This window comes from Brevibacillus sp. TJ4, assembly GCF_044627595.2.
GTDB lineage: Bacteria > Bacillota > Bacilli > Brevibacillales > Brevibacillaceae > Brevibacillus.
Genome location: NZ_CP185865.1, coordinates 4,124,256 through 4,136,014, shown reverse-complemented (window position 1 = coordinate 4,136,014; position 11,759 = coordinate 4,124,256). Strand labels below are relative to the sequence as shown.

The window sequence follows — 11,759 nt, the reverse complement described above, 5'->3', positions numbered from 1 at the left end:
CCAACTCAGGTGAACGAATAGAATATCGTTAACGTCAAGGAAAAGAGCAAGACGGAACTGCCGGCTCCCAGCAAAACGTAGGAGGTGCGGTAGTACGGATTGCTCTTTTCCTGTCTGTACATATCGCTTTCCATGACGCGCGGTTTGCGGAAGAAAAAGCGTTTGATCCGGGAGAAGCCAATGCCAAACACGGTGAAGAAGCCGGATCGTACAACGATGAAGGCGACAGAGACCATCAGAAGTACCAGACTAGCCAGAAACGACTGGTTAATCAGGGAAAGCATGTGGCCGTGTTGCAGGGTGAGGGCCGCCACTGTCGCAGCCAAAATCGCGAGCGGCAATGTGTAGAGCAATGTCTTTTTGAAAATCGGCATACGGTTCCTCCCTGTGTTGCATGTATCTGTTCTGCTACTGTGTGGGCTGGTCGTGCGAGTCCCATTGATTGACCATGTGATGGGCAGTCAGCCGCAGGCGATCAAAAATCTGCTGGCGAATCTCCCCCTCCATGCCGGTGATGTCCATTGCCTGCTGCATGCAGGCGAGCCATGCTTCCGCCTGTCTGGGACCGATCGGAAAGCGCATGTGGCGAGCGCGCAGCATCGGATGACCGTGGCGTTCGGTATACAGCGGAGGGCCTCCGAGAAACTGGGTCAGAAACTGGTACTGGCGTTCTTTTACTTCGCCCAGGTCATCGGGAAAAAGCGGGCTGAGATCGGGATGCTGTTTCACCAGATCATAAAATGTATCGACAAGATGCGACAATGTTTCAGCCCCGCCAATCATGTCATAAGGTGTACGTGCTGTTTCAGACACGGATGAAAACCTCCTTGTTTGCGAGTTTCTTCATTATATAATAACAGCTTGTGCAGCGAAAGCGTAAGCGAGAGCGGAGAACTGGCAGGCAATCCCGGTTGCCTTTCCCACAGGAAGTCTGTAAGATAGTCGGAGTGAGCCTTTTATCGGGCTTGCATGTACAAAAATGTGTGGAAACACAAGAAATAACTTGCGTTGCCCAGTGCATTTTAGTACAATATTGAATGTTGGTCATGGACTTGCGATGATGTGGGAGGTTGCTGACACACCCGGCCCCTTTGCCATGACCGGGGTGGCAGGATATTTCCACGGAGAAATGTCTGTTTCAAAAATGGGCGAAAAAGGAGGGACTCAAATGGCAAAGCAAAAGATTCGTATTCGTTTGAAGGCGTATGATCACAAAATCCTCGATCAATCTGCAGAGAAAATTGTAGATACCGCAAAGCGTTCCGGTGCTAACGTATCCGGTCCGATTCCGCTTCCTACGGAAAAAGCAGTGTACACAATCCTGCGTGCGGTTCATAAATACAAAGATTCTCGCGAGCAGTTCGAGATGCGTACTCACAAACGTTTGATCGACATCTTGAACCCAACACCGCAAACAGTGGATGCACTGATGCGTCTGGACCTGCCTTCCGGTGTTGACATCGAGATCAAACTGTAAGGTCCCAAAAGCGATACACGCGTAGCCGTTGTCTTAGCAAGCGTGTTACACCAAGCAACAAACCCCTAAAAATAGCGCCCCTGCGCATCGGTAGGGACTTGATACAACATAATGTTTTGTTGAAATATGTACAGGAGGTGGCATAAATGACCAAAGGAATCTTAGGGAAAAAACTTGGAATGACTCAAGTTTTTGGTCCAAACGGAACAGCAATTGCTGTAACGGTCATCGAGGCTGGTCCTAACGTAGTTCTCCAAAAGAAAGACCTGGAGAATGACGGTTACGAGGCGATCCAAATCGGCTTCGAAGACAAGAAGGAACAGCGTGCGAACAAACCGGAAAAAGGACATGCAGCGAAAGCGAACACTGCTCCTAAGCGCTTCATTCGTGAAATTCGCGGAGTAAACCTCGCTGAGTTCGAGGTAGGTCAAGAGTTGAAAGCAGACATTTTTGCCGAGGGAGATATTGTTGACGTAGCAGGCGTCACCAAAGGAAAAGGTTTCCAAGGTGCGATCAAGCGTCACAACCAATCCCGCGGTCCTATGGCTCACGGTTCGCGTTACCATCGCGGTCCTGGTTCCCTGGGTGCGATCGCTCCTAACCGCGTTTTCAAAGGTCAAACATTGCCAGGTCAAATGGGTGGCGACAACGTAACCATCCAAAACTTGGAAGTAGTAAAAGTGATTGCAGACCGCAACCTGATTCTCGTAAAAGGTTCCGTACCTGGACCTAAGAACAGTTGCGTACTGGTTTCTACGGCAGTCAAGAAGAACTAGTAAGGAAAGGAGGAACTGACATGCCGAAAGTAGCTCTTTATAACCAAACCGGTTCTCAAGTTGGCGAAATCGAACTGGCAGACAGCGTGTTTGGCATCGAGCCTAACAACGCAGTTCTGTACGATGCGATCGTGATGCAACAAGCATCCCAACGCCAAGGTACTCACGATGTAAAGAACCGTTCTGAAGTACGTGGTGGCGGCCGCAAGCCATGGCGCCAAAAAGGTACAGGTCGTGCACGCCAAGGTTCCATTCGCTCTCCGCAATGGAAAGGTGGCGGCGTAGTATTCGGTCCAACTCCGCGCAAATACGGTTACAAACTGAACCGTAAAGTTCGCCGTCTGGCACTGAAATCCGCTCTGTCCACAAAAGTACAAAACAACGAATTGCTGGTTTTGGATGCGCTGAATCTGGCAGCACCAAAAACAAAAGAAATGACAGCTGTTTTGAGCAGCTTGAAAGTAGATCGCAAAGTGCTGATCGTCACTTCCGAGTTCGATCAAAATGTTGCTCTTTCTTCCCGCAACATCCCAGGCGCAAAATTTGTTGATGCTGCTGGCATTAATGTTTTGGACCTGGTTGCTCACGATAAAGTAATCGTAACGAAAGATGCGGTTGCAAAAGTAGAGGAGGTGCTCGCCTAATGAAGAGCCTTCATGATGTCATCAAGCGCCCTATCATTACGGAGCGCACCACTGATATGATGGCTGAGAAGAAGTACGTTTTCGAAGTACCTCTGAAAGCCAACAAGACAGAAATCAAGCAAGCTATCGAGAAAGTTTTCGGCGTGAAAGTAGCTGCTGTAAACACAAGCCGTGTACCAGCCAAACCAAAACGCTATGGAAAATACTCCGGTTATACTTCTGAGTGGAAAAAAGCTATCGTAAAGCTGACTGAAGACAGCAAAGACCTGACGTTCTACGAAGGCGTATAACTGCGACGATTACCGAAAAGGAGGGTATTAACATGGGTATTAAAAAGTTTAAACCGACTTCTCCTTCTCGTCGCCATATGACGGTTTCTACTTTTGAGGAGATCACCACCTCGACTCCTGAAAAATCCCTGTTGGCGCCGCTGAACAAAAAAGCTGGCCGCAACAACCAAGGGAAAATTACAGTGCGTCATCAAGGTGGCGGGCATAAGCGCAAATACCGCATCATTGACTTCAAACGCAACAAGGACGGCATCGTAGGTCGCGTAGCGACGATCGAATACGATCCAAACCGTTCTGCTAACATTGCTTTGATCAACTACGCTGACGGTGAAAAGCGTTATATCCTCGCTCCACACAACCTGAAAGTGGGCGATGAGATTGTTTCCGGTGCAGACGCCGACATCAAGATCGGTAACGCGCTGCCATTGGAAAACATCCCAGTGGGTACTACTATCCACAACATCGAATTGAAACCAGGTAAAGGTGGCCAACTGGTTCGCGCTGCCGGAGCATCTGCTCAGTTGCTCGGTCGCGACGGCGAGTTCGTTATCGTACGCCTGTCCTCTGGTGAAACACGCCGCATCCATAACGTATGCCGTGCAACCATCGGTCAAGTAGGTAACCTGGATCACGAACTGATCAACGTCGGTAAAGCTGGACGTTCCCGCTGGTTGGGTGTTCGCCCGACTGTACGTGGTAGCGTAATGAACCCGAACGATCACCCACACGGTGGTGGTGAAGGTCGCGCTCCGATCGGTCGTAAAGCACCAGTTACTCCTTGGGGTAAACCTGCATTGGGTCTCAAGACTCGCAAGAAAAAGAATAAATCCGATCAGTACATCATCCGCCGCCGCAAGAAGTAAGGTAGGCTGATACAATAACCGAACGCCTTTGGCGAAGGGAGGTTCACTAATGGGACGTAGCTTGAAAAAGGGTCCTTTCGTGGATGACCACTTGATGAAAAAAGTTGTCGAGCAGAATGAAAAGAACGAGAAACGCGTGATCAAAACCTGGTCTCGTCGCTCTACTATCTTCCCTGATTTCGTAGGACACACGTTTGCAGTTTACGATGGCCGCAAACACGTACCAGTCTATGTAACGGAAGACATGGTAGGTCACAAATTGGGTGAATTCGCACCAACTCGTACCTTCAAGGGTCACGTCGACAACGACAAGAAGTCCAAGAAGCGCTAATTTTCTCTTGACAGAGAGGAGGTACAAAGATGGAAGCAAAAGCAGTTGCTCGGAATATTCGCATCGCGTCTCGTAAAGTCCGCCTGGTCGTAGACTTGATCAGAGGCAAGCAAGTAGGTGAGGCGCTGGCGATCTTGAAACACACGCCTAAAGCAGCTTCTCCGGTTGTAGAAAAGCTGTTGAAATCGGCTATTGCGAACGCGGAACACAACTATGAGATGGATCCGAACAATCTCGTAGTTAGCAAAATCTTCGTAGACCAAGGTCCAACGCTGAAGCGTTTCCGTCCTCGGGCTCAAGGACGCGCTAGCCGCATCCATAAACGCACAAGCCACATCACAGTGGTACTAAACGAGAAATAAGGAGGGATTACGTGTGGGTCAAAAGGTAAGCCCGGTAGGTCTTCGGATCGGTGTCATCCGCGACTGGGAGTCCAAATGGTACGCAGACAAGGACTTCGCTGCACTGTTGCATGAAGACCTGAGAATCCGCAAGTTTGTAAAAGGGCGTCTGAAAGATGCTGCTGTATCCACTATCGAAATCGAACGCGCAGCGAATCGCGTGAACGTAACGATTCACACCGCTAAGCCTGGTATGGTAATTGGGAAAGGTGGAGCAGAGGTCGAAATTCTGCGCAAATCCTTGACTGAGCTGACTGGCAAACGCGTTCACATCAATATCAACGAAGTGAAGCGTCCTGACCTGGATGCAACACTGGTAGCTGAAAATATTGCACGCCAACTGGAAAACCGCATTTCTTTCCGTCGTGCGCAAAAGCAATCGATCTCCCGTACACTGCGTGCAGGTGCGAAGGGTATCAAAACGCTGGTTAGCGGACGTCTTGGTGGTGCTGACATCGCGCGTTCTGAAGGTTACAGCGAAGGTACTGTTCCGCTTCATACACTCCGTGCTGATATCGACTATGGTACTGCTGAAGCGCATACCACTTATGGTCGCATCGGTGTGAAAGTATGGATCTATCGTGGAGAAGTCCTTCCGGCGAGAAAGAACGTCGCTACTGAGGAAGGAGGCAAGTAATCATGTTGACGCCAAAACGCGTGAAACACCGCAAACAACACCGTGGTAAAATGAGAGGTAACGCAAAAGGCGGTACTACAGTCGCTTTCGGTGAATACGGATTGCAAGCCCTGGAACCAGCTTGGGTAACCAACCGTCAAATCGAAGCTGCTCGTATTGCGATGACTCGTTACATCCGTCGTGGCGGTAAAGTATGGATCAAAATTTTCCCTGACAAACCAGTAACACAAAAACCACTTGAAGTACGGATGGGTTCCGGTAAAGGTTCTCCTGAGAAGTGGGTTGCTGTAGTGAAGCCAGGCAAGATTATGTTTGAACTTGCCGGCGTACCTGAAGAAGTCGCTCGCGAAGCTATGCGCCTTGCTATGCACAAACTGCCGATCAAGTGCAAGTTCGTGAAGCGTGAAGAAGTGGGTGGTGACGCACATGAAGGCTAATGAGTACCGTAATTTGACCACTGCTGAGATCGAACAAAATGTCGCTTCTTTGAAAGAAGAGCTGTTCAACCTTCGTTTCCAGTTGGCTACGGGTCAACTCGAAACCACATCTCGTATCAAACAAGTGCGTAAGGACATCGCTCGTGCGAAAACTGTCCTGCGCCAGAGAGAACTGGGAATCGGCTAATAAAGGAAGGAGGTTTGAACGATGACCGTAGAACGCAATCTGCGTCGAACTATGTCTGGTCGCGTTGTTTCCGATAAAATGGATAAAACCATTGTGGTGTTGGTTGAAACATACAAGACTCACCCACTGTACGGCAAACGCGTGAAGTACTCGAAAAAGTTCAAGGCTCACGATGAGAACAACACGGCAAAAGTGGGAGACATCGTGGAAATCATGGAAACTCGTCCGCTGTCCAAAGACAAGCGTTTCCGTTTGGTGCGCATTGTACAAGAGGCAGTAATCGTATAAGTCAGATTTTCGGATAGTAAATCCGGAAGGAGGAACAGGTAATGATCCAAACTCAGACGAGATTGGCTGTTGCTGACAACTCCGGTGCAAAGGAACTCATGTGCATCAAGGTCCTGGGTGGTTCCGGTCGCAAAACGGCGAACATCGGTGATGTTATTGTGTGCTCTGTCAAATCCGCTACACCCGGCGGCGTTGTCAAGAAAGGGCAAGTAGTTAAAGCGGTTGTAGTTCGCACCGTAAGTGGCGTTCGTCGTCCTGATGGTTCCTACATTCGTTTTGACGAAAACGCAGCAGTTGTCATCAAAGAAGATCAATCCCCACGTGGTACTCGTATCTTTGGACCTGTGGCTCGCGAACTTCGCGACAAGGATTTTATGAAGATCATCTCTCTGGCTCCAGAGGTTATCTAATTGATCGTTTTATTAGCCAGGAAGTTTGTTCGATAGGAGGTGCACCAAGCGATGCACGTTAAAAAAGGCGACACTGTTATCGTAAATGCGGGCAAAGATAAAGGAAAAAAAGGTCGCGTTCTCGCCGCTTATCCGAAGAAGGAGCGCGTTCTTGTTGAGGGTATCAACCTCGTGAAAAAGCATAGCCGTCCGTCTCAAACCAATCCGCAAGGCGGCATTGTTACCCAAGAAGCACCGATTCACGTTTCCAACGTATCTTTGATCGATCCGAAGAGCGGAAAAGCAACACGTATCGGATACAAAGTACTGGAGAACGGCAAAAAAGTTCGGTACGCAAAAAAATCTGGCGAAGTAATCGACAAGTAGTCAGGTCGGAAAGGAGGACGTTTTTAGATGGCAGCAAGATTGAAAGAAAAGTATACAAGTGAAATCGTGCCTAGCCTGATGAGCAAGTTCAACTACACTTCCATCATGCAAGTGCCGAAAGTAGAAAAAGTCGTCATCAACATGGGTGTTGGCGAAGCAGTAGGCAACGCGAAAGCATTGGACTCTGCTGTTGAAGACCTGCAAATCATCGCTGGTCAAAAACCGGTAGTAACACGCGCGAAGAATTCGATCGCTGGTTTCAAACTGCGTGAAGGTATGCCAATCGGTGCGAAAGTGACACTGCGCGGTGAGCGTATGTACCACTTCCTCGACAAACTGATGAACGTATCTCTGCCACGCGTTCGTGACTTCCGTGGTATTTCTTCCAAAGCCTTTGACGGTCGCGGTAACTACACGCTCGGTCTGAAGGAACAACTGATTTTCCCAGAGATCGAGTACGATAAAATTGATAAAGTACGTGGTATGGATATCGTTATTGTCACTTCCGCTAAAACGGATGAAGAAGCACGCGAGCTTCTGACTCAACTGGGTATGCCATTCCGTAAATAAACCCACTCGTAAGGAGGGAAGAATGTGGCAAAGAAATCAATGATCATCAAGCAACAGCGTAAGCCCAAGTTTGCTGTTCGCGCATACACTCGTTGCGAGCGTTGCGGACGTCCTCACTCCGTATTGCGCAAATTCAAACTCTGCCGTATTTGCTTCCGTGAACTTGCTTATAAAGGTCAAATTCCAGGCGTGAAAAAAGCAAGCTGGTAATTTGAAACGGGAAGGAGGTTTTCTCTCATGGTAATGACTGATCCAATTGCAGATATGTTGACACGCATTCGCAACGCCAACATGGTTCGCCACGAGAAAGTGGAGATTCCGGCGTCTACCATCAAGAAGGAAATCGCGCGCATTCTGAAAGAAGAAGGCTTTATCCGCGATGCTGAGTTTGTCGAAGACAACAAGCAAGGGATTATCCGCGTATTCCTCAAATATGGTCCAAACAACGAGCGTGTTATCACTGGCCTCAAGCGCATTTCCAAACCTGGACTGCGTGTATACACCAAAAACACTGAAGTTCCTAAGGTTTTGGGCGGCCTCGGTTGCGCGATCATCTCTACATCGGCTGGTGTTATGACTGACAAGCAAGCTCGTCAGGCACATGTCGGTGGAGAAGTACTTGCATACGTTTGGTAATTCTATTGAAAAGCACAGGAGGTGCACCACATGTCTCGTGTCGGTAAAAAACCGATCGTGGTCCCTGCAGGCGTTACCCTCACTCTGAACGGTACTGAGCTGACGGTAAAGGGCCCTAAGGGTCAACTCGTTCGTAACTTCCATGAAGATATCAAAATCAACATCGCGGAAAACGAAGTCACTGTAGAGCGTCCAAGCGACAACAAACTTCACCGCTCCCTGCACGGTACAACTCGTGCGCTCGTAGCCAACATGGTGAAAGGCGTATCTGAAGGCTTTGACCGTACGCTGGAACTGGTCGGTGTCGGATACCGTGCCGTGAAAAACGGAAAAAGCGTAACCTTGTCTCTCGGTTACTCCCATCCGATCGAAGTAACACCGGAAGAAGGCATCGAAATCGAAGTGCCGAACCAAACCACGCTGGTGGTAAAAGGCATTAACAAAGAGCGCGTTGGACAAATCGCTGCTGAGATTCGCTCCCTGCGCAAACCTGAGCCATACAAAGGCAAAGGGATTCGTTACAGCGATGAAGTGGTTCGTCGCAAAGAAGGTAAAAAAGGTAAGTAAGCTTCGTAGTTTCATGAGAAAGGAGGCCGCTTCATGTTTACCAAAGCTGATAAAAACAAAGCTCGGAAAAAACGTCATCTGCGCATTCGCAAACGGGTGGTTGGAACTGCCGTTCGTCCGCGTCTGAACGTATTCCGTTCTTCGAAACACATTTACGCTCAATTGATCGATGATGCTACAGGCGTAACTTTGGCGTCTGCATCGTCTTTGGATAAAGAGCTTGGCCTGAAAAACGGGGCTAACGTAGAAGCTGCTACGGCTGTTGGCACACTGATCGCTAAGCGTGCACAAGAAAAAGGATTGGCTGAGGTCATTTTCGACCGTAGTGGTTACATTTATCATGGACGTATTAAAGCACTGGCAGAAGCAGCTCGCGAAGCTGGACTGCAATTCTAACAACAAGGAGGGTAAGGAATGCGTATCGACCCTAGCAAATTAGAGCTCGAAGAAAAAGTAGTCGCTGTTAACCGCGTTGCGAAAACGGTTAAAGGTGGACGCCGCATGAGCTTCAGCGCCCTGGTTGTTGTGGGTGACCGTAACGGACACGTAGGTGCCGGTATGGGGAAAGCTCAGGAAGTTCCAGACGCCATTCGCAAAGCGATTGACGACGCAAAGAAAAAATTGATCCGCGTACCGCTGAGAGGAACGACTGTACCACACGAAGTCCTCTGCCAATTCGGTTCCGGTAAAGTGCTCATCAAGCCTGCATCCGCTGGTACTGGTGTAATCGCTGGTGGTCCAGTTCGTGCGGTACTCGAACTGGCTGGCGTGGGCGACGTATTGAGCAAGTCTCTTGGTTCCAACAATCCTATCAACATGGTCAACGCTACGCTGGAAGGTCTCGGACGACTGAAAACAGCGGAAGATGTCGCGAAATTGCGCGGTAAGACCGTTGACGAGCTGTTGGGTTAATAAGGAGGGAATGAACATGGCAAAATTGCAAATCACCCTCAAACGCAGCCTGATTGGCCGCACGGCTGATCAGCAAGGCACGGTTAAAGCACTGGGTCTTCGCAAAATCAACTCTACCGTGGTAAAAGAGGACACTCCTGCAATCCGCGGCATGGTTTTCAAAGTGAAGCACTTGGTTGAAGTGAAAGAAGTAGAAGCATAAACATTTCAATCAGTTAGGAGGTGCAACGTATGAAATTGCACGAACTGCAACCTGCAGAAGGATCTCGTCACACTCGCAAGCGCGTTGGTCGCGGTATCGGTAGCGGTACTGGTAAAACGGCTGGTAAAGGTCACAAAGGTCAAAACGCTCGTTCCGGTGGAGGCGTTCGCCTCGGTTTCGAGGGTGGTCAAAACCCGTTGTTCCGTCGTTTGCCAAAACGCGGCTTCAACAACATCAATCGCAAAGAGTATGCGATTGTCAGCCTTGATGCACTGAACCGCTTTGAAGAGGGTACGGTTGTAACACCTGAGCTTCTGAAGGAAACGGGTGTAATCAGTGCGCTGCGCGATGGCGTAAAAGTACTTGCAAACGGTGAATTGACTGTGAAGCTGACAGTAAAAGCTCACAAGTTCTCCGGTGCTGCTGCTGAGAAGATCGCTCAAGTCGGTGGAACAACCGAGGTGATCTAATGTTAGCAACCTTGACTAACATTTTTCGTGTCGGCGATTTGCGCCGCAAAATCCTGTTTACGCTGATGATGCTGGTAGTGTTTCGGATCGGGACGTTCGTTCCGGTTCCAAACGTAAACGTCGAGCTGTTCCAGCAAAACACGAACAACTTGCTCGGTCTGCTGAACACCTTCTCGGGTGGCGCGCTGGCAAACTTCTCGATTTTTGCGATGGGCATCATGCCTTACATTACAGCATCGATTATCATGCAGCTCCTTTCCATGGACGTCGTGCCCAAGCTTACGCAATGGGCACGCGAAGGTGAAGTGGGTCGACGCAAGATCGCAACAGTGACGCGTTACGCGACAATCGGTCTTGGCTTGATCCAGTCCGTCGGGATGACGATCGGTTTTAACAACATGGCTCCAGGGTTGTTGAATGACACCTCGGTCGGCAGCTATGCACTGATCGCCCTGACGCTGACAGCCGGTACGGCCTTTATGATGTGGATGGGGGAACAGATTACGGAGAAGGGGATCGGAAACGGGATCTCGATTCTGATCGTGGCCGGTATCGTCGCTGGTATTCCAACTGCCATTACGACTTTGTACACCAGCCAGTTTGCGGATCCGACGCAAAACATCTTCTTCAGTATTCTTAAGATCGTGCTGATCCTCTTGGTGATCCTCGCCATTGTTGTCGGGGTTATCTTTATGCAACAAGGTGTGCGCAAGATTCCGGTCCAATACGCGAAGCGCGTTGTCGGTCGCAAAATGTTCGGTGGTCAATCCACTCACATTCCGCTGAAAGTCAACTCTGCTGGTGTAATTCCTGTTATCTTCGCTATCTCGTTGGTCATGTTCCCGTCGACGATCGCCCAGTTCTGGGTGGATCCAACGGGTGAAGGATTTGCCAACTGGATTTACAACAACTTCCAGGTGAACGCACCTCTTGGAATGACGCTTTACGCTATTTTGATTATCGGCTTCACGTATTTCTACACCTTTGTACAGATTAACCCTGTACAAATGGCGGAGAATATGAAGAAAAATGGCGGTTACATTCCTGGTATCCGACCCGGTAAAAACACTGAGGTGTATATTTCACGTACGTTGAACCGCCTGACATTGGCTGGCGCCTTGTTCCTGATGGCGATCTCGATTTTGCCGTTTTTCTTCAGCACGCTGGCAGACCTGCCGCAATCGATCGTGATCGGTGGTACGTCGCTGCTGATCGTTGTCGGGGTATCCCTCGATACGATGAAACAGATCGAAAGCCAGTTGATCAAGCGCCATTATCAAGGGTTCTTCAAATAA

General features: G+C 49.3%; 24 protein-coding genes. 22 read left to right on the top strand and 2 right to left on the bottom strand.

What is annotated here, in order from left to right:
• Nucleotides 1-5: 5 nt before the first annotated feature.
• Entirely contained in the window at nt 6-374 is a 369-nt protein-coding gene (locus ACAF76_RS20380) for a DUF3899 domain-containing protein (RefSeq protein ID WP_400164660.1), read from the bottom strand.
• Between the two features lie 34 nt (nt 375-408).
• Complete coding sequence (locus tag ACAF76_RS20375) at nt 409-813, bottom strand: globin (protein ID WP_400164659.1); 405 nt, start codon at nt 811-813, stop codon at nt 409-411.
• Between the two features lie 355 nt (nt 814-1,168).
• Here ACAF76_RS20375 and rpsJ point away from each other — a divergent pair, with 355 nt between their 5' ends.
• From rpsJ to secY, 22 genes are all read left to right on the top strand, one after another.
• Nucleotides 1,169-1,477, top strand: coding sequence for a 30S ribosomal protein S10 (gene rpsJ, locus ACAF76_RS20370; protein WP_005828858.1), 309 nt, complete (start codon nt 1,169-1,171; stop codon nt 1,475-1,477).
• 146 nt (nt 1,478-1,623) lie between these two features.
• Nucleotides 1,624-2,253, top strand: a complete 630-nt coding sequence (gene rplC / locus ACAF76_RS20365) for a 50S ribosomal protein L3 (RefSeq protein WP_400164658.1) — start codon at nt 1,624-1,626, stop codon at nt 2,251-2,253.
• Between the two features lie 20 nt (nt 2,254-2,273).
• Nucleotides 2,274-2,897 carry a 50S ribosomal protein L4 gene (rplD, locus tag ACAF76_RS20360; RefSeq protein WP_400164657.1) on the top strand — a complete coding sequence of 208 codons (624 nt, stop codon included), beginning with the start codon at nt 2,274-2,276 and terminating at the stop codon, nt 2,895-2,897.
• Nucleotides 2,897-3,187, top strand: a complete 291-nt coding sequence (rplW, locus tag ACAF76_RS20355; RefSeq protein ID WP_400164656.1) for a 50S ribosomal protein L23 — start codon at nt 2,897-2,899, stop codon at nt 3,185-3,187. Before rplD ends, rplW begins: the two co-directional genes overlap by 1 nt.
• Nucleotides 3,188-3,219: 32 nt before the next feature.
• Nucleotides 3,220-4,050, top strand: a complete 831-nt coding sequence (rplB, locus tag ACAF76_RS20350; RefSeq protein ID WP_400164655.1) for a 50S ribosomal protein L2 — start codon at nt 3,220-3,222, stop codon at nt 4,048-4,050.
• Nucleotides 4,051-4,099: 49 nt separating this feature from the next.
• Nucleotides 4,100-4,381 carry a 30S ribosomal protein S19 gene (gene rpsS, locus ACAF76_RS20345; protein WP_023558736.1) on the top strand — a complete coding sequence of 94 codons (282 nt, stop codon included), beginning with the start codon at nt 4,100-4,102 and terminating at the stop codon, nt 4,379-4,381.
• 29 nt (nt 4,382-4,410) lie between these two features.
• Entirely contained in the window at nt 4,411-4,743 is a 333-nt protein-coding gene (gene rplV, locus ACAF76_RS20340) for a 50S ribosomal protein L22 (protein WP_400164654.1), read from the top strand.
• Nucleotides 4,744-4,756: 13 nt separating this feature from the next.
• Nucleotides 4,757-5,419, top strand: coding sequence for a 30S ribosomal protein S3 (gene rpsC, locus ACAF76_RS20335; protein ID WP_400164653.1), 663 nt, complete (start codon nt 4,757-4,759; stop codon nt 5,417-5,419).
• Nucleotides 5,420-5,421: 2 nt separating this feature from the next.
• On the top strand, nt 5,422-5,856 hold the full coding sequence (rplP, locus tag ACAF76_RS20330) for a 50S ribosomal protein L16 (RefSeq protein WP_400164652.1): 435 nt from the start codon (nt 5,422-5,424) through the stop codon (nt 5,854-5,856).
• Entirely contained in the window at nt 5,846-6,043 is a 198-nt protein-coding gene (gene rpmC, locus ACAF76_RS20325; RefSeq protein ID WP_400164651.1) for a 50S ribosomal protein L29, read from the top strand. The genes rplP and rpmC overlap by 11 nt, the downstream gene beginning before the upstream one ends.
• Before the next feature lie 21 nt (nt 6,044-6,064).
• The gene (gene rpsQ / locus ACAF76_RS20320; protein ID WP_400164650.1) at nt 6,065-6,331 is read left to right on the top strand and encodes a 30S ribosomal protein S17; all 267 of its coding nucleotides are present in this window, start codon (nt 6,065-6,067) and stop codon (nt 6,329-6,331) included.
• 41 nt (nt 6,332-6,372) lie between these two features.
• Nucleotides 6,373-6,741, top strand: a complete 369-nt coding sequence (gene rplN / locus ACAF76_RS20315; protein WP_023558732.1) for a 50S ribosomal protein L14 — start codon at nt 6,373-6,375, stop codon at nt 6,739-6,741.
• Nucleotides 6,742-6,792: 51 nt separating this feature from the next.
• A complete protein-coding gene (gene rplX / locus ACAF76_RS20310; RefSeq protein ID WP_400164649.1) occupies nt 6,793-7,107 on the top strand; it encodes a 50S ribosomal protein L24 in 315 nt (104 codons plus the stop codon).
• A gap of 27 nt (nt 7,108-7,134) precedes the next feature.
• Nucleotides 7,135-7,677, top strand: a complete 543-nt coding sequence (rplE, locus tag ACAF76_RS20305; protein ID WP_400164648.1) for a 50S ribosomal protein L5 — start codon at nt 7,135-7,137, stop codon at nt 7,675-7,677.
• Between the two features lie 24 nt (nt 7,678-7,701).
• Nucleotides 7,702-7,887, top strand: a complete 186-nt coding sequence (locus ACAF76_RS20300) for a type Z 30S ribosomal protein S14 (protein ID WP_122906764.1) — start codon at nt 7,702-7,704, stop codon at nt 7,885-7,887.
• A 27-nt stretch (nt 7,888-7,914) separates the two neighbouring features.
• Complete coding sequence (rpsH, locus tag ACAF76_RS20295) at nt 7,915-8,313, top strand: 30S ribosomal protein S8 (protein ID WP_400164647.1); 399 nt, start codon at nt 7,915-7,917, stop codon at nt 8,311-8,313.
• 30 nt (nt 8,314-8,343) lie between these two features.
• A complete protein-coding gene (gene rplF / locus ACAF76_RS20290) occupies nt 8,344-8,880 on the top strand; it encodes a 50S ribosomal protein L6 (RefSeq protein ID WP_400164646.1) in 537 nt (178 codons plus the stop codon).
• 33 nt (nt 8,881-8,913) lie between these two features.
• Nucleotides 8,914-9,276 carry a 50S ribosomal protein L18 gene (rplR, locus tag ACAF76_RS20285; protein ID WP_400164645.1) on the top strand — a complete coding sequence of 121 codons (363 nt, stop codon included), beginning with the start codon at nt 8,914-8,916 and terminating at the stop codon, nt 9,274-9,276.
• An 18-nt stretch (nt 9,277-9,294) separates the two neighbouring features.
• Nucleotides 9,295-9,792 (top strand): 30S ribosomal protein S5, encoded by a 498-nt coding sequence (gene rpsE / locus ACAF76_RS20280; protein ID WP_400164644.1) that lies wholly within the window; start codon nt 9,295-9,297, stop codon nt 9,790-9,792.
• A 16-nt stretch (nt 9,793-9,808) separates the two neighbouring features.
• Complete coding sequence (gene rpmD / locus ACAF76_RS20275) at nt 9,809-9,994, top strand: 50S ribosomal protein L30 (protein ID WP_400164643.1); 186 nt, start codon at nt 9,809-9,811, stop codon at nt 9,992-9,994.
• A 29-nt stretch (nt 9,995-10,023) separates the two neighbouring features.
• Complete coding sequence (gene rplO, locus ACAF76_RS20270) at nt 10,024-10,464, top strand: 50S ribosomal protein L15 (protein ID WP_400164642.1); 441 nt, start codon at nt 10,024-10,026, stop codon at nt 10,462-10,464.
• Complete coding sequence (gene secY / locus ACAF76_RS20265; protein ID WP_400164641.1) at nt 10,464-11,759, top strand: preprotein translocase subunit SecY; 1,296 nt, start codon at nt 10,464-10,466, stop codon at nt 11,757-11,759. The genes rplO and secY overlap by 1 nt, the downstream gene beginning before the upstream one ends.